17 protein-coding genes are annotated in these 22208 nt (G+C 69.1%); 6 read left to right on the top strand and 11 right to left on the bottom strand.

Going from position 1 to position 22208, the window contains the following annotated elements:
- Window positions 1-54: 54 nt before the first annotated feature.
- Complete coding sequence (locus ABT352_RS02340) at window positions 55-675, top strand: hypothetical protein (protein ID WP_030919650.1); 621 nt, start codon at window positions 55-57, stop codon at window positions 673-675.
- Window positions 676-986: 311 nt separating this feature from the next.
- Here the strand turns inward: ABT352_RS02340 and trxA are convergent, their stop codons facing one another.
- From trxA to ABT352_RS02300, 8 genes are all read right to left on the bottom strand, one after another.
- Window positions 987-1310 carry a thioredoxin gene (trxA, locus tag ABT352_RS02335; protein WP_350941853.1) on the bottom strand — a complete coding sequence of 108 codons (324 nt, stop codon included), beginning with the start codon at window positions 1308-1310 and terminating at the stop codon, window positions 987-989.
- 385 nt (window positions 1311-1695) lie between these two features.
- Entirely contained in the window at window positions 1696-2631 is a 936-nt protein-coding gene (gene trxB / locus ABT352_RS02330) for a thioredoxin-disulfide reductase (protein ID WP_350943527.1), read from the bottom strand.
- Window positions 2632-2889: 258 nt separating this feature from the next.
- Window positions 2890-3810: an anti-sigma factor family protein gene (locus ABT352_RS02325; RefSeq protein ID WP_350941852.1), complete on the bottom strand. Its 921-nt coding sequence runs from the start codon at window positions 3808-3810 to the stop codon at window positions 2890-2892.
- Window positions 3800-4447 (bottom strand): RNA polymerase sigma factor SigM, encoded by a 648-nt coding sequence (gene sigM, locus ABT352_RS02320; protein WP_350941851.1) that lies wholly within the window; start codon window positions 4445-4447, stop codon window positions 3800-3802. The genes ABT352_RS02325 and sigM overlap by 11 nt, the downstream gene beginning before the upstream one ends.
- Before the next feature lie 114 nt (window positions 4448-4561).
- Complete coding sequence (locus tag ABT352_RS02315) at window positions 4562-6091, bottom strand: protein kinase family protein (protein WP_350941849.1); 1530 nt, start codon at window positions 6089-6091, stop codon at window positions 4562-4564.
- Window positions 6092-6286: 195 nt separating this feature from the next.
- On the bottom strand, window positions 6287-7891 hold the full coding sequence (gene murJ / locus ABT352_RS02310; protein ID WP_350941848.1) for a murein biosynthesis integral membrane protein MurJ: 1605 nt from the start codon (window positions 7889-7891) through the stop codon (window positions 6287-6289).
- A 37-nt stretch (window positions 7892-7928) separates the two neighbouring features.
- Window positions 7929-10055 carry a DUF6049 family protein gene (locus ABT352_RS02305; protein WP_350941847.1) on the bottom strand — a complete coding sequence of 709 codons (2127 nt, stop codon included), beginning with the start codon at window positions 10053-10055 and terminating at the stop codon, window positions 7929-7931.
- Between the two features lie 57 nt (window positions 10056-10112).
- Window positions 10113-10634, bottom strand: coding sequence for an aminoacyl-tRNA deacylase (locus tag ABT352_RS02300; RefSeq protein ID WP_350941846.1), 522 nt, complete (start codon window positions 10632-10634; stop codon window positions 10113-10115).
- Window positions 10635-10790: 156 nt separating this feature from the next.
- Between ABT352_RS02300 and ABT352_RS02295 the strand changes: the two genes are divergently transcribed.
- Both ABT352_RS02295 and ABT352_RS02290 read left to right on the top strand, forming a co-directional pair.
- Window positions 10791-12227 (top strand): CCA tRNA nucleotidyltransferase, encoded by a 1437-nt coding sequence (locus ABT352_RS02295; RefSeq protein WP_350941844.1) that lies wholly within the window; start codon window positions 10791-10793, stop codon window positions 12225-12227.
- A gap of 106 nt (window positions 12228-12333) precedes the next feature.
- Window positions 12334-13548 (top strand): adenosylmethionine--8-amino-7-oxononanoate transaminase, encoded by a 1215-nt coding sequence (locus tag ABT352_RS02290; protein ID WP_350943525.1) that lies wholly within the window; start codon window positions 12334-12336, stop codon window positions 13546-13548.
- A gap of 98 nt (window positions 13549-13646) precedes the next feature.
- Here the strand turns inward: ABT352_RS02290 and ABT352_RS02285 are convergent, their stop codons facing one another.
- A complete protein-coding gene (locus tag ABT352_RS02285) occupies window positions 13647-14948 on the bottom strand; it encodes an MFS transporter (RefSeq protein ID WP_350941843.1) in 1302 nt (433 codons plus the stop codon).
- Between the two features lie 135 nt (window positions 14949-15083).
- Between ABT352_RS02285 and idi the strand changes: the two genes are divergently transcribed.
- Entirely contained in the window at window positions 15084-15665 is a 582-nt protein-coding gene (gene idi / locus ABT352_RS02280) for an isopentenyl-diphosphate Delta-isomerase (RefSeq protein WP_350941842.1), read from the top strand.
- 147 nt (window positions 15666-15812) lie between these two features.
- On the opposite strand, the gene ABT352_RS02275 is transcribed toward idi, so the two are convergent.
- A complete protein-coding gene (locus tag ABT352_RS02275) occupies window positions 15813-16892 on the bottom strand; it encodes an inositol-3-phosphate synthase (protein WP_350941841.1) in 1080 nt (359 codons plus the stop codon).
- Between the two features lie 33 nt (window positions 16893-16925).
- Window positions 16926-17600 (bottom strand): PadR family transcriptional regulator, encoded by a 675-nt coding sequence (locus ABT352_RS02270; RefSeq protein WP_350941840.1) that lies wholly within the window; start codon window positions 17598-17600, stop codon window positions 16926-16928.
- A 598-nt stretch (window positions 17601-18198) separates the two neighbouring features.
- Here ABT352_RS02270 and ABT352_RS02265 point away from each other — a divergent pair.
- Together ABT352_RS02265 and ABT352_RS02260 are read left to right on the top strand one after the other, a co-directional pair.
- Window positions 18199-20898: a transglycosylase domain-containing protein gene (locus ABT352_RS02265; protein WP_350941839.1), complete on the top strand. Its 2700-nt coding sequence runs from the start codon at window positions 18199-18201 to the stop codon at window positions 20896-20898.
- Complete coding sequence (locus tag ABT352_RS02260; protein WP_350941838.1) at window positions 20898-22205, top strand: glycosyltransferase family 87 protein; 1308 nt, start codon at window positions 20898-20900, stop codon at window positions 22203-22205. The genes ABT352_RS02265 and ABT352_RS02260 overlap by 1 nt, the downstream gene beginning before the upstream one ends.
- Window positions 22206-22208: the final 3 nt, after the last annotated feature.

The raw sequence follows: 22208 nt of genomic DNA, 5'->3' as shown, positions 1-22208 counted from the left end.
TCGCGCGTTTTTCGCCATGGCTTGCACTCGTCTCGCCAGGATTGGGGCCAACAGGTGTCGCGTCGGCTGGCAAACGTCACCCTCGACAATCTCGACGACCTGCCGCGCCGCTGTCGCCGGTGCGTCTTCTGGGAGCTCGATCCCGTCAACGCGGACCGGGCGATGAAGGCCGGCGACCCGGGACTGGAGAAAGAGGCCTGGATCTCCTCGACCCTGCTGGAGTGGGGAAGCTGCGGAAAGATCGTCTACGTGGACGGGGTGGCCGCCGGATTCGTCCTCTACGCGCCGCCGCACTACGTGCCGCGCTCGGTGGCCTTCCCGACCTCGCCGGTGAGCGCGGACGCGGTGTTGCTGATGACCGCGCACATCATCCCGGAGTTCTCCGGGGGCGGCCTGGGCCGGATGCTGGTCCAGGGCGTGGCCAAGGATCTGACCCGGCGCGGGGTGCGTGCGATCGAGGCGTTCGGCGATCTGAAGTGGGAGCAGCCGGGTGCGTGCCTGATGCCCGCCGACTACCTGCTCTCCGTGGGGTTCAAGACGGTGCGCCCGCATCTGCGCTTCCCCCGCCTCCGCCTGGAGCTCAAGAACGCCGTCTCGTGGCGTGAGGACGTCGAGGTGGCACTGGAGAGGCTCCTCGGGTCGATGAGTCCCGAGAGGGCGCTACGGCCCGTCTGAGACCTTCTGGAGCCCGTACGGCACGCTCTGGGGCCGAACGCACCCTTCCGAGACCCTCCGGAGCCGCACCGGCCCTTCCCGCGGGGGCCGGACATCCGAGGTCGAACGCGTCGGTCGAACCCCTCTTCTCCCCGGCCGAACCCGTCCCCGGATCCGTCGGCCCGTCCCGGCGCGGTGGGAAGGCCCCGCGCATGTGCCCGCTCATGTGAAGGCCCCCCGTGGTGAGACGGGGGGCCTTCAGTGGGTGGGTGTGCCGCTCGGAAGCGGGTGATACGGCCGGACGCCGTGGGGGACGGCCGACCGCAGGGGGCCTAGATGATGCCCTCAAGCTCGCGAAGCAGCATGGCCTTCGGCTTGGCGCCGATGATCTGCTTCACAACCTCTCCGTTCTTATAGACGTTCAGGGTAGGAATCTGGAGTACGCCGTAGTTTGTCGCCGTTGCCGGATTTTCGTCGACGTTCAGCTTGACGACGGTCAGCTTCTCGGCGTTCTCGCCGGCGATCTCCTCCAGAATGGGCGCGACCTGGCGGCACGGGCCGCACCACTCGGCCCAGAAATCGACGATCACGGGCTTGTCGCTCTTGAGAACGTCGGTCTCGAAGCTGGCGTCGGTCACGTGCTTGATGGTGCCCAAGGTTCCTGCTCTCCCTCTTGCTCTTGCCTGAGGACTGCTGCTGTTGACTTTCCCCCCTCGTGCACAAGGGGGTTCCCACGGTCGCCCGCGAGGGTGTTCCCGCTTCGTCGCCGGTCACCCGCCGAGGAGAACCCTCCCCGGGGGTCTCGCACCGGCCCGACACGCGTTCCACCTCTCCGCCGACCCGGCGGCGAGGACGATACCGCTGGGATCACCGGCATGGCGACCGGCGCACGCCCGACGCGCCGTTCGACGGTGCGCGACGTGTGCCCGGCGGGCGAGAGCCCGGCCGACCCATGACGATGCTCACGGCGCCTGAGGCCCGCCCTGACGGACGGGGTGACGGGCGGTGCGGGCACCGCCCGTCGCTCTCTTCCGCCCGGGGTTACGCGTTCTCGTGCTCGGTCAGCCAGCGCTCGGAGTCGAGCGAGGCGGCGGCGCCGGTGCCGGCGGCGGTGATCGCCTGCCGGTAGATGTGGTCGACCACGTCGCCCGCGGCGAACACACCGTCCAGGTTGGTGCGGGTCGAGGGCGAGTCGACCTTGATGTAACCCTCGTCGTCCAGGTCCACCTGGCCCTTGACCAGCTCGACGCGCGGGTCGTGCCCGATCGCGACGAACAGGCCGGTGGCGGCGATCTCCGCCTCCGCGCCGGTCTTGAGGTTGCGCACCCGCACCCCGCTCACCTTGGACTCGCCCAGCACGTCGACGACCTCACTGTCCCACAGGAAGCGGATCTTCTCGTTCGCGAACGCCCGGTCCTGCATGATCTTGCTGGCGCGGAGCTCGTCGCGACGGTGCACCACCGTCACCGAGGCGGCGAACCGGGTCAGGAAGATCGCCTCCTCCATCGCGGTGTCGCCGCCGCCGACGACCACGATGTCCTGGCCGCGGAAGAAGAACCCGTCACAGGTGGCACACCACGACACGCCGTGGCCGGAGAGGCGCTTCTCGTTGGGCACACCCAGCTCGCGGTAGCCCGAGCCCGTCGTGAGGATGACGGACTTGGCGTAGTAGGTGTCGGTGGCGGTCTTGACGACCTTCGGGGTGACGGTCAGGTCGACCTCGATCACGTCGTCGGCGACCAGCTCGGCGCCGAACCGCTCGGCCTGCTTGCGCATCCCGTCCATCAGGTCCGGGCCCATGATGCCACCGGGGAAGCCGGGGAAGTTCTCCACCTCGGTGGTGTTCATCAGGGCGCCACCGGCGGTGACCGAGCCCTCGAAGACCAGCGGGTTGAGGTCGGCACGCGCGGAGTACACGGCGGCCGTGTAACCGGCGGGACCCGACCCGATGATGATCACATTCCGGACGTCCATCAGTGCTCGCGCCTCTCCTCTGTCGTTGCCACCGGCGTCAACAGATCCTAGGCGCCGCTGATTCCCACCGGGCGCGGTGACGGATCCGCCGGTGGAACGGGAAAGCCCGGCACGGACGAATCCATGCCGGGCGCAGACGAAGGGTACGGAGAAGGTGCGAGGGTTCTGGGAGCGGATTACCCGCCGCCGATCACCCCGTGTGTCTCCCCACCGATCGTTCCGCGCGGCCTGCCGAGGTCCCCCGGGGCCGCCTCCTCCAGGTCACCAGCTCGCGAGACCCGGCTTGCGCACGTCGTCACACTGCGGACCCACGACGTGGACGCGCACCGTGTTCTTGGCCTTGTTCTGCCAGAAGAGCAGGATGTTGGCCTCCTGCCCGTTGTAGAACCCCTGGTCCACGGCGAAGGGCGACGTGCCGACCCGCGCCGAGATCTGCCGGACGCACTTGTCGATCCCGGAGTTGTCGGTCGTTCCGACGATGGTCCCGGGGCCGATGTAGTCGAGCAGCGAGCCGCGGAGCTCGGCGTCGGTGTAGTTGTAGTTGCTGTCGGTCAGCGTGTACTGGATCGTGTCCGCCGTCGGTGCGGATTTGGCGATCAGCGGAACGCGGTCCGGGCCGGACGCCGACAGCGTCCCGGTCGCCAGCGCGGTCGCGCCGATCACCGCCGCCGCCACGCCCGCCGCGGCGGTGGCGGGCATCGCCCACCGGCGCCGTCGGTTCGCGCCGCGACGTCTGGTGGGGACCACCGGGACCACGGTGCCGTCGTCGTCGACGACCCCCAGCCGCACGGCCGGTTCGAGCTCTGGCTCCTTTTCGGGGATCGGGTCCCGGTGAGGGGTCGTCTCCCATGGCGCCGGTTGTGCGGGAGAGGACGTCTCCCACGGCGCGTCGCGCATTATGTCGTCCCAGGCCGGTGCTTCCACCAGGCCCACTCCACCTCCACGGAAGCTTTCCGCCTCGGCGGCCAGCGCGCGGTCGATCCTCAGCGCGACTCCCATCGGCATCGCCGGTGTGGGGGTCGCCGCCAGGACCTCACGGACCGCTGCGAGATCGGCGAGGCTTTCGCCACAGGGGTCGCAGATCGCGAGATGCTCGCGTACCCGCATGGCGGTGGCGGCGTCGAGGAGTCCCTCGGCCAGTTCGGCCAAGATCTCCAGGTCGTAGTGCGTATCACCCGTCACGAAGTTCTGCTCCCTTCGCGGATGAGACGCGAGACAGGTCTGATCGGTTCCGTAAATGGGAAAGAATCGGGGCGAGTTTCGCCCTTCCGCGCGCGCACCGGCTCTTCACCGTGCCGCTCGGCACCTCCAGCACCTGGGCCGCGTCTTCGATCGAGTAGCCCATCATGTCCACGAGCACCAGCGCGGCGCGCTGGTCGGAGGGCAGCAGCTTCAGTGCCGCGGAAACCTCCATGGACACTTCGCGCTCGGCCGTCTGGTCGAGCACCGGGGTATCACGCTCCGCGGCCTCGACGAGCTCGTCGTCGGCCACCGGGCGCACCGATTTCCTGCGCATGCGGTCGAGGCAGGCGTTGACCACGATGCGGTGCAGCCACGTGGTCACGGCCGCCTCGCCGCGAAAGCTCCCGGCCTTGCGATAGGCCGAGACGAAGGCGTCCTGAACGGCGTCGGCCGCCTCGTCGGGGTCGCCCAGCGTGCGCAGGGCGACCGCCCACATGCGGTCTCGATGTCGCTTGACTATTTCACTGAAGGCGTGCGGATCCCCGGCGATGTGCCGGGTGAGCAGGTCGGCGTCGGACACGTGGGCCTTCGCCGTCTGCTCGTCCGCCGCTGGCGGGGTCTCGGGTGGGGAATTCACAAGGAGAGTCCTGCTATACCGATCCGGGGAGAACACCTCTACGGGATAGATGGTGCCACGAATTCTCCGATGATCTGCAAGAAGCCATGCAAAACAGATCAAATCGGAGCAGTGTCACTTGGTCGCGAAGACCTTGATCTCCTGCACCTGCCCGCGGAACTTCCCCTGGTAGGTGGGCATTTTGGTGAACCAGACGAGCACGTAGCGGCCCTTCTTCGGGGCCTCCGCGGTGAACGTCTTCTTACCGGAGACTCCGTTGACCTTCTGGAGGACCGAGAGGGACTCCAGTTGCGGGGAGTCGCCAACCCTGAGTTCGGCGGTGCCTCCCGAGGTGCCGCCGAAATCGACCGTCACCTGCTTCACCGGGACGCTCTCGCCCATGTCCAGCAGGAGGCCCACACCCGTCTTGAGCCGGCCGAAGTCGGCGGAGTCGTACGACTCGGAGTGCCAGTCGGTGGAATCCTTACCGTCGATCGCGAAGCCGGCGAGTTCGCCGCGCTCCTCCCTGTCGCCCAGCGGGTCGAAGCCGGTGACCGAGGAGGGCTTCACCTCGCGGATCTCGACGGCCGCGGTCGGCGTGGGCGTGGTGCTCTCCTCGCCGGGCACCGGGGTGCCGGCGTTGCCGATGCTGCGGCCGAGGGTCCAGGCGCCCAGACCGACGGCGACCATCACCAGCAGCACGACGACGGTCATGGCGACCTTGTTGACCATGCCGCCCCCCTGCCGGGGCATCGGGCGGTGCTGGTGCTGGTGCTGGGTCTGATGCTGCGAGGGCGGTGTGTGGCGCTGGGGAGCCGCGGTGTCGACCCCCTCGGAGCGCGAGGCCGCCACCGGCAGCGCCGTCATGGGCATCGGCGTCGGCATCGGCAGGGGACTGGGCCGCGACACCGAGGCCAGGGCCTCGGCGACCTCGGCGGGCGTGGTCAGCGGTTCGAGCCCGCGCCTGGTCTCCGGCAGTATCGCCCGGCAGACGATGGCGTCCAGGTAGCCGGGAACGCCCGCGGTGACCTGGCGCGGTGTGCAGAAGTGCCCGTCGGTCACGGGCGCGACGGGCAGGCCGCCGCTGCTTCGCTCGTCGCCCGGCCAGTGGCCGGTCAGCCCGGCGTACAGCAGGCGGCCGAGTCCCTCGGCGTCCTCGCGGGCGGGGTCGTCGCTCATCACGTCGTCCAGGACGGCGTCGACTCCCAGGCCGAGCAGTTTGACCGTGCTGCCCGCCGTCCAGACCAGGTGCTCGGGGGTGAGGCAGAGATGGGCGAGGTTCGCCTCGTGCGCGTGCGCCAGGGCCTCCGCGGCCTCGGCGACCATCGCGGCGGCCCGCTCGGGGTCGAGGGGCCCGCCCGCGATCATGTCGCCGAAGGACTCGCCGCTCACCCACTCGCTGACGACGTAGGAGTGGCCGTCGTCCTCGGTCGCGTCGAAGACCTGGGTGAGACGGGGGTCGGTGAGCCGGCTCGCCACCCTGGCGGCCGTGACGACCTCGTTCAGGCGGGGGAAGTCGGGATCGAAGGTGTGGACGGCGACGGGCCTGGCGAGCACCTCGTCGATGGCCTTCCACAGGGTGGCCCCGCCCGACTCGTGGACGCGGTCTTCGAGCCGGAAACGCTCGGCCAGCTTGGTGCCGGGCTCTACGGCGGGGGAACTCACGAGGACCCCGTACCTGAGAACACGACAACACCATGCCCGGTCAGCACATCAAGACACATCACATGATGCTGGGTGGATCCGCCCACGCCCTCCTGCTTCCATTAGCCGCATGTCACCACACGCGTCGCACCATGGTAGTCCCGCACCGGTTCCGCCCGTGTTCGTCTTGTCAGACGTTTAAGACAAGTCTTTGGCTTACCGGCCTACCCGTCCTGCGACCATTCCAACGATCGAACTCACCTCGGGGATGCGCATCCGGTGGGCGATCGCCAAGTAAAGAACCATACCGAGTCCGCCGCCCGCCGCCAGCATGACGGCCGCACTCAGCGCGTCCAACGCGGTGAGTTCCTGCGTGAGCCACAGCACGCCGAGCGCGAACGCGGCCGCCGGGAGGGCGGCGAGATACATCCGGGACAGTCCGGCGGCCACCGTGCGTCCCGCCAGGCCCCCCACGCGGCGCGAGGCCATCGTCCAGGCGATCGCGGCACCGGCCACGTAGGCGACGGTGAACGCGAGCGCGAGGCCCATCACGATGTACCTGGCGGGCAGGGTGTAGTAGGCCACGAGGCTGAGCGTGGCGTTCACCGCCACGTTGCCGAGGGCGAGGAACGCCGGGGTGCGGGTGTCGCCGAAGGAGTAGAAGACGCGCAGCAGGAGCTGGAAGATCGAGAACGGCACCAGCGCGAGCCCGAAGACCTGCAGCACGTTGCCGATGTAGACCGCCGAGCCGACGGTCATGTTGCCCCACGAGAAGATCAGCACGGTCACCGCGGGGCCGAGCACCATCAGCAGCAGCCCGGCGGGCACCAGCAGCACCGACACCAGCCGCACCCCGGATGCGAACTCCTCGCGGACCGTGTCGAGCTGGCCGTCGGCCACCCCCCGGCTCATCCTGGGCAGCATCGCGGTGATCACCGAGACCGCGATGATCCCGTAGGGGAGCTGGAAGAACTGGTAGGCGTAGGAGTAGGCGGCGTTTCCCGCACCGGGGGCACGCTGTCCCGCGCCGGTCGCCAGCTTGGTGGTGATCAGGAAGCCCAGCTGGCTGATCCCCACGTAGGCGAAGGTCCAGACCGCGGTCCTGCTCATCTCGCCGAGCCCGGCGTTGCGCAGGTCGAACCTGGGCCGGAAGCGGAATCCCACCCGGTGCAGCGCGATGACCAGCACCGCGCACTGCGCCACGATGCCGGCCGTGGTGCCGAGCCCGAGCAGCGCCAGGTCGGCGTCGGCGATCGTGTCGACGTCGGTGCCCGCCCCGCCCAGCTTCACGTAGTAGACGATCGCGACGCCGATCATCACGATGTTGTTCAGCACCGGTGCCCACATCGGCGCGGCGAATCTGTCGCGGGTGTTGAGGATCGCGCCGGCGATCGCGCCGATCCCGAAGAAGGCGATCTGCGGCAGGATGAACTGCGCCAGCCTGACCGCGACCTCGGTCTGCCTGGGCCCCCAGTCGGTGCTGTAGAGGCTGATCAGCGGTCCGGCGAGGATCACCGCGACCAACGCCAGCAGGGTGAGCGTGATCACCCCGAGCGTCATCAGACGCTGCTCGTAGGCCCGGCCGCCGTCGGGGTCGGACTTCTGCCGCCTGATGATCATCGGAACCACGACGCTGCTCAGGATCCCGCCGATGAGCAGGTCGAACAGGATGAGGGGAATCGTGTAGGCGACGTTGTAGGCGTCGCCCAGCGCGAAGGTGCCGATGGCCGCCGCGAGCACCGCCGTCCGGACGAAGCCGGTGACGCGGGAGACCATCGTCCCCGCCGCCATGATCGCGCTCGCGCGCAGAACCCTGCTCATGCGCTTTCCTCCGCTACGTGCTGGGAGCGCCAGGCGCTCAGGACTCGGTGCCGGCGGGCTCGTGCAGGCGCTCGGGCGGGGGAGCGGCCGCGGGGCGGCGGCCTCCCCTGCGGCGCAGGACGCGCAGGACGACGGCGGCAAGCATCACCACGAGGGCGGCTCCGACGATCACCAGGGCGACCCCGGTGTAGCCGGTGGTCCGCACGGTCAGCTCGACCGGCTTGCCGTACTTGCGGCCGTCGTCGGTGGTGAGCTGGACCGTCACGGTCGTCTGGCCGCTGGCCGTGGAGGTCGAGGTCATCGGGATCCGGATGGTCTGGTTCTGGCCGCCGAGGATCTCCAGTTTGTCCTCGTACGGCTCGATCTTGAGCAGATCCGGCTGGTCGGAGGTCACCCTGAGCCGGACCGCGATCCGGCTGGCCTCGCCGCTCAGATCGTTGCGCACGCTGATCGGCACGTCGCCGTTGCTGCCGGCCAGGGTGCGCAGCCGAGACTGCTCGCTGCCGGTGATGTTGACCATGGCGATCCGGCCGTCGATCGCCCCCGTGACCTGCTGGACGTACGGGGTCGCGTTGCCCGTCCTGCCCCGCCACGCCGAGGAGGTCAGGCGCAGCAGCGCCAGGTCGAAGACGTCGAGGTCCTGGGCGGTGGTGATCGCGGAGGTCAGGTCGGCGCGGGCGCCGACCTTCCTGACGCCCGTCATGTACTGCTTGGGAAGCTCCAGCTTGCGGTCGGCGTCGGTGTAGGTCAGGCCGGACCTGGGGACCGGAGCGCCCTTGCCGCGCTTGATCGTGTCGAGCGTGACGGGTGCCAGCCAGGGCAGGGCGGCGGCCGTCTCGACCAGGTCGGTGACGTAGGCGGGATCGGGGTCCCAGCGGCGGTGCGGGACGGCGATCACCGTTCTGGCGGTGGTGACGGCCTCCGAGCTGATCATCGCCGTCTCCGCGATGAACCGCTGGCGGTTCGTCAGCGCCGCGCCGGGGGTGGAGGTGTCGGCGCCGACGGTCTCGCTCAGCGTCGCGTCGGCGACGAGGGCGGTGAGCGGGCCGTTCACGCTCTCCAGGGTCGCCGAGGCGTCGGGGGTGGTGACCGGGGGCGTCGTCGGCGGCAGGTTCAGCACGTTCAGCAGCACGGTGTCGACGCCGCCGGTGGCGAGCAGGTCAAGCCCGTCGTAGTCGATCAGGCCGCCCACCGGCCAGTTCACGTTGGTGATCACGTCGCGGCCGAGGGTCTCCCTGGCGACGATCCCGGCCGCCGAGATCCCGGTCCGGGTGGCGTCGTCGAAACCGTTGTGGGCGAGCGCCACGACGTCGGGGTCGGCGTAGGGGGTGGCGACCACCGGTTGGTCGGCGACGGCCTCACGGAAGTCGCTCAGCCACCGGGCGGCCTCGGGGGCCGCGGGGCGCCGCTGGCCGCGGTCCTTGACCCTGACCGTGTGCGGCTCGCCCATCGCCCGCGCGTCGTCGAGCAGGGCGGGGTCGACGATCCAGGTGAGGCCCTTGGCGGACGAGGTGCCCTGGGCGATCTTGAGAAGGTCGCCCAGGCGCTTGCCGGGGGCCATCGCCGCGGGCAGGTTCCCGTCGGCGAAGACGGAGTCCTCCGACCGGCGCGGCTGGTCGACGATGGGCAGCACCATGGCGAGCCGGGTGCGGGGCACCCTGGTCTCCCTGGGCATGTAGGTCACCATGGTCCGCAGGGTGGAGACCTGCTGCCCGAAGGCGTCGCGCACCTCGACCATGATCGGATAGACGCCGAAGCCGGAGAACTTCAGCTCCTGCGGCGTGAAGGCGAACTGCCACGGCAGCTTGCCCGAGGGCGCGATCGACGCCTGGACGAAACTCTCGCAGCACCACGAGCTCGGGAGGGTCTGCCCGGCCAGGTACGCCTCCATGTCGGCGCGCCTGGCGAACGGCTGCGGCGAGAAGTGCATCCGGATGCGCAGCCCGCTCATGGGTTCGGCGCCCGAGTTGACCAGGGAGCCCGACAGTTTGATCTCGGTGGTCGGGTCACGGGGGGCGTCGGGACCGATCGCCTCCATCACGACCTGAAGGCCCGCCCGGCTCGCCGAGGTCGTCCGGGCGCTCGCCATACCCGGAACGACCACGGCCGCGGGAACGAGCAGCGTGGTGACGAACAGGGCGAGCAGCGCGGCTTTGCGGATCACGTGCCGGCCAGGGGTCGAGTACGGCGCACGCCGGTAATGCTATGGCCTAACCGGCGCCTAACCGGCGAGCGGAAAGATCGCCGGCTCACCGCGGGAGCCCTGCCGGGTCAGATCGACGATCTTTCCTGACACCAGTGTGAGCAGGTGGTCCGCCCGGATCTGGAGTGCCGTCCTGCGCTCTCCGGTGGGCACGTAAACGAGTGTGGCGCCGTGGGTGAGTCGCTCGTCCACCAGCACGGTGAGCGTGTCGGGCAACAGCAGCGGGCACACCAGTCCCGAGGCGTAGTCGGTGGCGGAGTTGACGGTGAAGGCCGGAGCCACCCGCACCCTTCTCGCCCCCAGGATGCCGCCGACCACGCCGGGGCGCGGCGGGGAGCCGACGGAGGTGACGACCGCCACGGGATCGCGGCCGAGTCGTGTCGTGACCTCGAAAACCGCGACCCCCACGCATATCTCAGGGCTCACCGACAGCACCTCGGGGAGTTCGTCCGAACATGTCATCGCGCGCGGAAGGCGTACGATCTCATGATGGACCTGGTGTGCGAGGAGCCAGCGGTGGATCGCGAGCGCATCCTTCATGTGTGCTCCTTGCCTCGACGCACAGTCCCCGAGGTTTCCTGACCGACCGTAACCTGGTGATCGCTTCAGGTGTATCCCCGCAGGGAACATGTTCCGTAACCGAAGGACCTACCCGGCTTGTCCCTTTCAAATCTGACCCAGAGCCAGCGCCACGGCATGAGCGAGCTGTTCCGGAAGATCGCACCCGTGGCGGACGAGCTCGGCGAGCTTTTCGCGGCCAGGGGCTACCAGATCGCCCTCGTCGGCGGCTCCGTCCGCGATGTCTTCCTCGCGAGGATCGGCAACGACCTCGACCTGACCACGGACGCGAGGCCGGAGACCGTCCTGGAGCTCGTCCGGGACTGGGCCGACTCCATCTGGACGATCGGCATCGACTTCGGCACCGTCGGCGTCCGCAAGGGCGGGTGGCTGCTGGAGATCACGACCTATCGCAGCGAGTCGTACGACCCCAAGTCGCGCAAGCCCGACGTGGCCTACGGCGACACGCTGGAGGGCGACCTGGCCCGGCGCGACTTCGCGGTCAACGCGATGGCGCTGCGCCTGCCGTCCCGCGAGTTCGTCGACCCGCACGGCGGCCTCGACGATCTGCACGCCAAGGTGCTGCGCACCCCGGGCCCTCCCGAGCGCTCCTTCGGCGACGACCCGCTGCGGATGCTCCGCGCCGCGAGGTTCGCCAGCCAGCTCGGCTTCTCCGTCGATCCGGCGGCGCTCGCCGCGATGGGCGCGATGGCCGACAGGATCGACATCGTCTCCGCCGAGCGCATCCGCGACGAGCTGGACAAGCTCATCGGCGGTGACCACCCCCGCGAGGGCCTGCGGCTCCTCGTCGAGTCGGGGCTCGCCGCCCACGTGCTGCCCGAGCTGCCGAAGCTCCGCCTGGAGATCGACGAGCACCATCGGCACAAGGACGTCTACGAGCACTCGCTGATCGTGCTGGAGCAGGCGATCGACCTTGAGGAGAACGGCCCCGACCAGATCCTGCGCTGGGCCGCGCTCCTGCACGACGTGGGCAAGCCGAAGACCCGCCGCCACGAGCCCGGCGGCAGGGTCTCCTTCCACCACCACGAGGTGGTCGGGGCCCAGCTCGCCAGAAAGCGCATGACGGAGCTGAAGTTCCCCAAGGACGTGGTGGCCGACGTCTCCCGCCTGGTGGAGCTGCACCTGCGTTTCCACGGGTACGGCACGGGCGAGTGGACCGACTCGGCCGTGCGCCGCTACGTCCGCGACGCCGGACACCTGCTGGAGCGCCTGCACAGGCTGACCCGCGCCGACTGCACCACCCGCAACCGGCGCAAGGCGCTGGCCCTGTCGCAGACCTACGACCAGCTGGAGGAGCGCATCGCCCGGCTGGCCGAGGAGGAGGAGCTCGGCAAGATCCGCCCCGAGCTCGACGGCAACGAGATCCAGGAGCTCCTCGGCGTTCCGCCGGGTCCTGTCGTGGGCCGCGCCTACAGGTTCCTGCTGGAGATGCGCCTCGACAGGGGTGTCATCGGCAAGGAGGCCGCCGCGGACGCCCTCCGGGAGTGGGCGCGGGCCGACGAGGCCGGTGGCGCGGGAGGAATGAGCGAGGTGGGCTCTGAACGGCGCCCCTGAGCCGGACGATCATGTCACCCCCGGTTCCCGTCCCGGTGGTGACGCCCTTGACGCTTCCGGTCCGCGGGCCGATCGCGGCGGCCTCGACGGTCTCGACGGGGCCGGGATCGCCCTGCTCGACCGGGAGCACGTGTGGCACCCCTACGCGGCCGCGCCCCAGCCGGTGGCGCCGCACGTGGTCTCCCGCGCGGACGGGGTGCGGATCACCCTCGCCGACGGGCACGAGCTGGTCGACGGCATGTCGTCCTGGTGGGCGGCGATCCACGGCTACAACCACCCCCGGCTCAACCGGGCGCTGAAGGACCAGCTGGAGGACATGGCGCACGTCATGTTCGGCGGGCTCACCCACGAGCCCGCCGTACGGCTGGCCGCCACGCTCGCCTCCATGACCGGGCTGCCGAGGGTGTTCCTCGCCGATTCCGGGTCGGTCGCCGTCGAGGTCGCGATCAAGATGGCGTTCCAGTTCACCGGCAGGGGACGGCTGCTCACGGTGAGGGGCGGCTACCACGGCGACACCTTCGGGGCGATGTCGGTCTGCGACCCGGTCAACGGCATGCACCACCTGTTCTCCGGTGTGCTGCCCGAGCACGTGTTCGCCGACCGGCCGCCGCGCGAGTACGACGAGGGTTACGCGGCACGGCTGTCGGACCTGGTCGCCCGGCACGCCCACGAGCTGGCCGCGATCATCGTGGAGCCGGTCGTCCAGGGGGCGGGCGGCATGCACTTCTACCACCCGGCCTACCTGCGGCTGCTCCGCGAGCTCGCCGACGAGCACGGCGTCCTGCTGATCGCCGACGAGATCGCCACCGGGTTCGGCAGGACCGGGGAGCTGTTCGGCTGCGACCACGCCGGGATCAGGCCCGACATCATGTGCCTGGGCAAGGCCCTGACCGGCGGCTACATGTCGCTGGCCGCGACGCTGTGCACCGAACGGGTGGCGAGGGGCGTCGGGGTGCTGATGCACGGGCCGACCTTCATGGGCAACCCGCTGGCCGCGGCCGTCGCGAGCGCCTCACTGGAGCTCCTGCGGGAGCGCCCGTGGCGCGAGGAGGTCGGCCGGATCGAGGCCGGTCTCCTGGCGGGCCTGAAAGGGGCCTCGGGGGCGGCCGGGGTGAGGGACGTGCGGGTCCTCGGCGCGATCGGGGTGATCGAGGCCCGCGAGCCCGTCGACGTCCCCGCCGTCCAGGACCTCGTCATGCGGCACGGCGTCTGGCTCCGCCCGTTCGGGCGGCTGATCTACGCCATGCCGCCCTACTCGATCGGCGACGACGACCTGGAGAGGGTCACGACGGCGATGACGGCGGCGGCCCGCTCACTGTGACCGGTGTGAGGGCGGCGGCGGCCGCCCGGTCGTCGTGAGGGGCCCGACGGTGGCGGTGGTGCGGTCGTCGTGAAGGGTACGGGGGCGACGACGCCCGCTCACTGCGAGGGCTGCGACGGCAGCGGTTGGGCCACCCGGGCCGGTGTGACGACCCGGTAGATCACCGCGCCCGCGACGTATCCGGTGGCGATGAGCACCAGCACGAGCAGCGACCTGCCGTCCGGCGGCAGCAGTGCCGCCGCCAGTGCCGCGGCCAGCACGTAGCTGCCGTTGAAGAGCATGTCGTAGATGGAGAAGGCCCGGCCGAGGTAGGCGTCCTGGAGATCCCGCTGGACGGCGGTGTCGGCGCAGATCTTGATGCTCTGCCCGGCGATGCCGAGGACGAATCCCGCGGCCGCGAACCCCCACTGCTGGAACGCCGCGCAGAACGCGAGCGTCAGCACCCCGGAGGTGATCAGCATGGCCGGGACCCATCGTTCGATGGTGAAGCGCTCGGTGGCCCACGGCGTGACCAGGATGGCCAGGAAGTAGCCGACCCCCGAGGTGGCGACCACGACGGAGACCGCGTTCAACGCGTCCTCGGCGTTCTCCGCGAAGTAGTAGCGCGACAGCAGCACGAGCATCGCGGTGCACATGCCGTACATGAACCGGTGGGTGGCCATCGCGCCCATTGCCGCCGCCGCGGCCCGGTGCCGGACGAGGTGCCTCGCGCCGTCGGCCAGACCGGTCAGCACGTGGCGTACGGCCTCGCGGGCCTGCGGCCGGTCGGGGTCGTCGGCGGGACCGAGCAGACGCCTTCCCATGGTCATGGCGATGAGCGCGCTGAGCCCGAAGACGAGACCGGAGACGACGAGCAGCACGGCCGTACCCGGGTGGCCGGAGCCGAAGACCGCCCGGAGCAGGTATCCGGCGCCTATGCCCACGAAGGTGAGCACGGTGCCCGAGGTCGGGGTGACCGCGTTGGCCACCATCAGCCGGTCGGCGGGCACGACGTGCGGGAGTGAGGCCCCCAGCGCGGCGAGGAAGAAGCGGTTCACCCCGAGGACGCCGAGCGCGGCGACGTAGAAGATGCCGTCGGGGGCGTTCGCGGCGACGAGTGCCGCCGCCACGAGCAGCAGCGCCCCGCGGACCATCGGCGCGATGACGAGGATCTGCCGCCGCGACCAGCGGTCGATGAACACCCCGACGAAGGGTCCCAGGATCGAGTACGGCAGCAGCAGCACGGCGAGCCCCGCGGCGATCTCCACCGCGCTCGTGCTCTTCTCCGGGCTGAAGAACGCGAATCCGGCCACGGCGAACTGGAAGATCCCGTCGGAGAACTGCGAGACCAGGCGGGTCGCGTACAGCCTCCGGAAGTCCCGACCTTCCAGGACCACGCGTAGATCGGATGCAAATGACACGCGCTCAGCCTATGCGTGGGCGGCCTGGACGGGCATCGGGAACCTCCCTGATTGTGTTAGCGGGCATTTACCACCTTTGCCTACGTATCGCTTAGGGGGCGCGGTAAACCAACATGATCACGTACCCTCGTTCGAGTGACACCTGATGAACACGTTGTGCTCGTCGACACAGAGGGAAACGCGATCGGCACGGCGGCGAAGGCCACGGTGCACGGTCTCGACACTCCCCTCCACCTGGCCTTCTCCAGTTACGTGTTCGACGAGCAGGGGCGGGTCCTGCTCTCCCGCCGCGCCCTGCACAAGACGACCTGGCCGGGGGTGTGGACCAACAGCTGCTGCGGCCACCCCCTACCCGGGGAGCCGCTCGCCGAGGCGGTGACCCGCAGGCTCTCCCACGAGCTCGGCCTCGCGGCCGACCGGGTCGACCTCCTCCTGCCGCGCTTCTCCTACCGGGCGGTCATGGACAACGGCATCGTCGAGCGGGAGCTGTGCCCGGTCTACCGGGTGCTCGTGACCGCGGAGGCCTCGCCGAACCCCGACGAGGTCGACGACGTCCGCTGGATGCCGTGGAAGGAGTTCACCGACGGGGTGCTCGGCGATCGCCTGGCGATCTCCCCCTGGTGCCGCGAACAGGTTCCCCAGCTGGTCGAGCTCGGCGCCGACCCGCTCGCCTGGGGGGCCGCGGACCCCGCCGACCTCCCGCCCGCCGCCCGCTGACGCGCCGGCCTCCAACCCGCCTCCCATCGAGACCTTCCGTTCCGCCGGTGTGGGTGCCTCTCACACCGGCGGTCGTCCAACGGCGAGAGCCCTCGGCCCACATGGGCCGAGGGCTCTCGCCGTTCGATGCCGGAAGGCTCGGGAAGGTCAGCGCTCGACCTCGCCGCGGATGAACTTCTCCACGTACTCGCGCGCCTCGTCGTCGGAGTACTGCTCCGGCGGCGACTTCATGAAGTAGGAGGAGGCGGACAGGATCGGCCCGGCGATGCCCCGGTCAAGAGCGATCTTGGCGGCGCGCACCGCGTCGATGATGATGCCGGCGGAGTTGGGGGAGTCCCATACCTCCAGCTTGTACTCCAGGTTGAGGGGAGTGTCGCCGAAGGACCTGCCCTCCAGGCGCACGTACGCCCACTTGCGGTCGTCGAGCCACGGCACGTGGTCGGAAGGGCCGATGTGCACGTCGGCCTTCTGCATCTCGTGCGGGATCTGCGAGGTGACCGCCTGGGTCTTGGAGATCTTCTTGGACTGCAGGCGCTTGCGCTCCAGCATGTTCATGAAGTCCATGTTGCCGCCGAAGTTCAGCTGGTAGGTGCGGAGCAACTCGACGCCGCGGTCCTCGAACAGCTTCGCCATCACGCGGTGCGTGATGGTCGCACCGACCTGGGACTTGATGTCGTCGCCGACGATCGGGACGCCCGCGTCGACGAACTTCTGCGCCCACGTGGGGTCGGAGGCGATGAACACCGGGAGCGCGTTGACGAACGCGACCTTCGCGTCGAGGGCGCACTGCGCGTAGAAGCGGTCGGCCTCCTCCGAGCCCACCGGCAGGTAGGAGACGAGGACGTCCACCTTGCTGTCCTTGAGGACCTGCACGACGTCGACCGGAGCCTCGTCGGACTCCTCGACCATCTCCCGGTAGTACTCGCCAAGGCCGTCGAGGGTGGGGCCACGCTGCACCGTGATGCCGAGCGGCGGCACGTCGCAGATCTTGATCGTGTTGTTCTCCGAGGCGACGATCGCCTCGGACAGGTCACGTCCGACCTTCTTGGCGTCCACGTCGAACGCCGCGACGAACTCCACGTCACCGATGTGATAATCGCCGAACTTGACGTGCATCAGGCCCGGCACCCGCATACCGGGGTCGGCGTCCCGGTAGTAGTGCACGCCCTGAATGAGCGACGTGGCGCAGTTGCCTACACCGACAATGGCTACGCGCACCGAACCCATGGCACTCGCTCCCCTTTTTGTTCTTCTCAATGGTCAGTTTTCTTCCGGGGTGGCGTGCCGCCCCGTCGTGCCCGTCCCTGGCGCGGGCGCCCTGGACGTCTCCTCTCGCGCGGGTCGCCGCTCCCCCTCCGGCGGCGATGCCTGCCGTTCGGTGGCGATCAGCTCATTCAACCAGCGCACTTCGCGTTCGACCGACTCCAGGCCGTGACGCTGAAGCTCAAGGGTGTAGCTGTCCAGCCGCTCGCGCGTACGGGCGAGTGCCGTGCGCACGCTGTCCAGACGTTCCTCAAGCCGGCTGCGGCGGCCCTCGAGAATGCGCAGGCGCACCTCGGCCTCGGTGTGCCTGAAGAAGGCGAAGTGCACGCCGAAGCTCTCGTCCTCCCAGGCGGAAGGGCCCGCCTGGGTGAGGAGCTCCTGCAGGCGTTCCTTGCCCTCCGCGGTCAGCTTGTAGACGATCTTCGAACGGCGGCCGGGGAGCACGATGGCGCTGTCGGTGGCCGTGGTGGCCGCGGCGGCGTCGCCGTCTTCGACGATCAGTCCGTCGGTGAGCAACTGGCGGAGGCACGGGTAGAGCGAGCCGTAGGAGAACGCCCGGAACATACCGAGCAGGGCGTTGAGCCGTTTACGCAGCTCATAGCCGTGTAGAGGGGTCTCGTGCAACGACCCGAGCACGGCCAGCTCCAGCACGCCGCCACGTCCGCCGGCCACTGGAAACCACCACCTCTCGCGTCGATGTATCGAACCGATACATCGACAGGATACGTCCATTCAACATAAGGCTGCAATCAGCGACTTTCCCAAGAGGTTGGGAGCAAACGCCAAAAAGCCGTAGTCTGGCGCCTATGTGGTCACAGCAGACGGTGGTGGGAGATGGCCCCCACGTGGCGTGGGCCGCTTTTCAATACCGGGAATCCCACCTCAATGTGGGAGAGGTCTGCCAAGGTTGTTGCCAGAACCACCTGACGATCTCGTTCGTCCCCGGGAATGGAGATCCACCCGAATGGGCCGGCCACCAGTGAGCCAAGGCGACGAGATCTCCGGTGATCAGGAGGTAGTCTCGCCCGCCTGCACGCCGTCGTAGACCCCGATGACCGAACGAGGACGCGTGAGTTACAGCAACAGCAATGACCCGGAGCCGGACGGGCGCCGTCAGGGCGCCGACGAGTCGGCTCGCCAGGGGCGGCGCCGTCGCTCAAGCCCAGGAGCCGCTTCCCGTGCAGTCCCCCCTCCACAAAACGTTCAAACCGGTGCGGGGTGGGATTCTCCTCGACAGGCACCGCAGGCGGGAGCCGATCCCCGGACCGCGATGATGCCCCAGCACGGCGGCATGCCCTACCCCGGCGGCACGGCCCAGCAGCCCGGTGGACCACCCCGGCGCGACGCGGGCGCTCCCGGCGGCGTGCCCCCGCGCGGCCCCGCGGGTCCCGGCGCTCCCGGTGGGACGCCTCGGCCCGGCCCCGGCGCTCCCGGCGAGATACGCCGCCGTGACACCGACCCGACAGGCCGCCGCGCCGAGGCCGCCTTCGAGGACACCCAGGCGATGCTCGCCGCCCAGTCGGGCGGCGGGCGTTCCGCGGGTTCGAGGCCGGGCGACGGCGGCCGCAGGCGCCGAGGACGCGGTGCGAGCGCTCTCGCCGCGGAGGGACCAGGAGGCCCGGAAGGACCCGAGGGCCCCGGCGGAGACGGTTTCGACGGCGACGACGACCCCCCGAAGAGGTGGACGCGCTTCCTGCCCAACTGGAAGATCGTGATGGCCAGCTTCGTGGTCCTCACCGCGGGCGTCTTCGGCATGATCGCGGTCGCCTACGCCAACACGCCCGTCCCCTCGTCCCGGCAGGCCGGCGTCGACGACCGGGGCAGCGTCATCTACTACGGCGACGGCAAGACCGTGATGGCCCGCTACGGCACCAAGCGGACCCCGGTGAAGCTCAAGCAGATCCCCGTCCACGTCCAGGACGCGGTGATCGCCCTGGAGAACAAGACCTTCCGCACCGACAGCGGCATCGACGTCGCGGGCATGGCCCGCTCGGTCTGGAGCACCGTGAGCGGCGCCCAGCTCCAGGGCGCCTCGACCATCACCCAGCAGATGGCCCGCGGTTACTACGAAGGTCTCAGCCAGGAGGTCTCGATCCAGCGCAAGATCAAGGAGATCTTCGTCGCGGTCAAGATCAGTAAGACGCTGGAGAAGGACGAGATCCTTGAGGAGTACTTCAACCTCGTCTACTTCGGGCGCGGCGCGTACGGCATCCAGGCCGCGGCGAAGGAGTTCTTCGGTAAGAACGTCGGCGATCTGACCGTGCCCGAGGGCGCCTACCTCGCCGGCCGGATCCAGAACCCGACCGCCTTCGACGTCCAGGAGTCGGAGAAGAAGAACTACGCCGCGACCAAGGAGCGCTTCCAGGCGGCCCTCAGGAACATGGCGGACATGAACCCCGCCGAGTACGGCAAGTATGCGAACAGCTCCTTCGAGGACCTGAAGTTCAAGGACGTCAAGGTCACGGAGACCTTCAAGGGGCTCAAGGGCTACATGCTCAACATCGTCTTTCGTGAGCTCAACGGCCGGGGCATCTCTCGTAAGGACCTGGAGACCGGCGGTTTCAAGGTCTACACCACGTTCAACAAGAACATGATGAAGGCCGCCAGGGACGCGGTGAAGGCGAGGACCGCCGGCCTGGACCCGACCATCCACGCCAGGCTGGCCTCGGTGAACCCGAAGAACGGCCGGGTGCTCGCCTTCTACAGCGGTGACGACTTCACCAACGACTTCAACAACCGCGCGTTCGACTCCACCAAGCAGGCGGCGTCGGCGTTCAAGCCCTACGTGCTCGCCGCCTGGCTGGAGAGCGGCAAGTCGCTCGACAGCTACGTCGAAGGCATGGCGTCGATCAAGATGCCGAACACCACCCCGATCAAGAACTCGGGGAACCAGCCGTTCGGGCCGATCAACATGGTCAAGGCCATGGCCAGCTCGGTCAACACCGTCTTCGCCCAGATGGGCAAGGAGGTCACCCTCGAAGAGGTGGCGAGGATCGCGAGGGAGGCGGGGGTCGGCGAGACGGCGAAGCAGAACCCGGCCTACGGCGACAAGAACGCGGTCGACTGGGCGGTCGAGCACCAGAACTACCTGACCACCATCGGTGTGGCCTCGGTGACCACGGTCGAACAGGCCGCCGGTTATTCGATCTTCGCCAACGAGGGCAAGCACGTCGACTGGCACACCGTCGTCAAGGTGACCAAGCACGACGGCACCGTCGTGCTCAAGGAACTGGCCGACGAGAGGCAGGTCATCACCCCCGAGTCCGCGGCCGACGCGACCGTCGCGCTCCAGGCCGTCGTCAAGAGCGGCACCGGTGGCGCGGCCAACATCGGCACCCGGCCGGTGGCCGGCAAGACCGGCACGAACAACGACTACAAGGACGCCTGGTTCGTCGGTTTCACCCCGCAGATCGTCACCGCGGTCGGCATGTCCAAGGACGTGCCCTACAACAAGGCCGGGACGCGCAAGCTCAAGGTCGACAAGTACGGCCTGCCGAGCAGGAAGATCAAGGACGAGAACATCGTCTGGAAGGAGGAGCCCATGCCCTCCTTCATCGGCGGTGGCGGCACCCCGACCCAGATTTGGCACGACTTCATGCAGACCGTGACCGCGAAGGACGAGGTCGTGCAGTTCCCGCCGAGGGCCAACACCGGATCGCTGCACAACCTGGCCACGCCCAAGCCGACGCCCTCGCCGACGCCGACGATGGAGGACACCAACCCCTTCCCCGACGAGAACGGCGACGACGGCTGGCCGAACGAGAACCCCGACGACGGTGGCGATTTCGGCGGCAACGAGTGCATGCCCGGGGATCCCTCGTGTGACGGCGGCGACGACGGCGGCTGGGGCGGCGACGGGCCGCCGAACGGCGTGATCGAGCAGAACGGCGCGCCGGGCGTGGTCGGCGCACCGGGAACACCTGCCGGGGCCCTCGTGCCGACACCCACAGCGAGCGGACGACGTCCCTGATGAAGAACCTTCTGCCGCAGCGGGAGTCGCTGTCCGAGTTCGGCAACCGGGCCATTCCGTACACGCCCCTCGCCCTGTTCGCGGGGCTGGGGGCGGTTCTGGCCTGGTTCTGGAAGTGGCCGTGCCGCGTCGACGGGGCGTGGAACGACGGGACCCTGCAGTTCACGAACTTCTGTTACACCGACATCTATCCCCTGTGGTGGAACGAGAAGCTCAACGAGGGGATGGTCCCCTACTTCGACTATCCGGTCGAATACCCCGTCGGCATCGGCGGGATCATGGAGTTCTTCCGCCGGATCGTCACGCCCATGAGCGATCCGGGGACGGCGTTCTACGACCTCACCGTCATCCTCATGGCGCTCTGCCTGGTCGTCGGCGTGCTGCTGATGGCCGCGCTGGCCGGTCCCGCCAGGCGCTGGGACGCGCTCTGGTACGCCCTCGCCCCCGCGCTGATCCTCACCGCGTACATCAACTGGGACCTGGCGGCCAACGCCCTCGCGCTGGGCGCGCTGCTGGCCTGGTCGAAGCGGAAGCAGTGGCTCGCGGGCATCCTGCTGGGCCTCGCGATCGCCACCAAGTTCTATCCGCTGATGTTCCTCGGCCCGCTGTTCCTGCTCGCGCTGCGAACCGGTAAGTGGGTGCCGTTCCTCAAGACGATCGGCGGTGCCGCGGGCGCCTGGCTCGTCGTCAACGTGCCGATCATGATCTTCGCCTTCGAGGGGTGGAAGAGGTTCTACGTCTTCAGCCAGGAACGACCGGCCGACTGGGGCTCCATCTGGTACTTCTTCAACCAGAAGCAGTGGCCGATCCTGGGTGACGCCGAACTCCTCGACAGGCTGGGCGTCGTCTCGCTCGCCGCGTTCTGTCTCGCGATCGCCGTGATCACGCTGACCGCGAAGACCCGTCCCCGCCTGATGCAGCTGTGCTTCCTCACCCTGGCGGCGTTCATGCTGACCAACAAGGTGTGGTCGCCGCAGTACGTGCTCTGGCTGATCCCCTTCGCGGTGCTCGCCAGGCCGGGCTGGAGGCCGATCGCGCTCTGGCAGCTCGCCGAGTGCTGGTACTTCTTCGCGATCTGGCTGTACCTGGTCGGCATCCAGCCGGGCAACGAGGCCCTGGGCATCGCGGGCGACACCTACTTCACCGCCGTGTGGGGCCGCGCGATCACCATCCTGATCATGATGGCGTTCGTCGTGCGGGACATCTTCGTCCCCGACAAGGACGTGATCCGCCAGGACGGGACCGACGACCAGGCGGGTGGCGTCTTCGACGAGGCACCCGACCGTTTCCGGCTCGCGCTCTCCTAGGGA

It is taken from the genome of Streptosporangium sp. NPDC000563 (assembly GCF_040299985.1).
Taxonomy (GTDB): domain Bacteria; phylum Actinomycetota; class Actinomycetes; order Streptosporangiales; family Streptosporangiaceae; genus Streptosporangium.
This window is presented reverse-complemented; position numbering and strand designations above follow the sequence as displayed.

Excerpts from the sequence above, each read along its gene's own strand:
- murJ (WP_350941848.1), bottom strand. The coding sequence starts at position 7,891 with ATGAGCAGGGTTCTGCGCGCGAGCGCGATCATGGCGGCGGGGACGATG.
- ABT352_RS02300 (WP_350941846.1), bottom strand. The coding sequence starts at position 10,634 with ATGAAGGATGCGCTCGCGATCCACCGCTGGCTCCTCGCACACCAGGTC.
- ABT352_RS02295 (WP_350941844.1), top strand. The coding sequence starts at position 10,791 with ATGAGCGAGCTGTTCCGGAAGATCGCACCCGTGGCGGACGAGCTCGGC.
- ABT352_RS02275 (WP_350941841.1), bottom strand. The coding sequence starts at position 16,892 with ATGGGTTCGGTGCGCGTAGCCATTGTCGGTGTAGGCAACTGCGCCACG.
- ABT352_RS02265 (WP_350941839.1), top strand. The coding sequence starts at position 18,199 with ATGATGCCCCAGCACGGCGGCATGCCCTACCCCGGCGGCACGGCCCAG.
- ABT352_RS02260 (WP_350941838.1), top strand. The coding sequence starts at position 20,898 with ATGAAGAACCTTCTGCCGCAGCGGGAGTCGCTGTCCGAGTTCGGCAAC.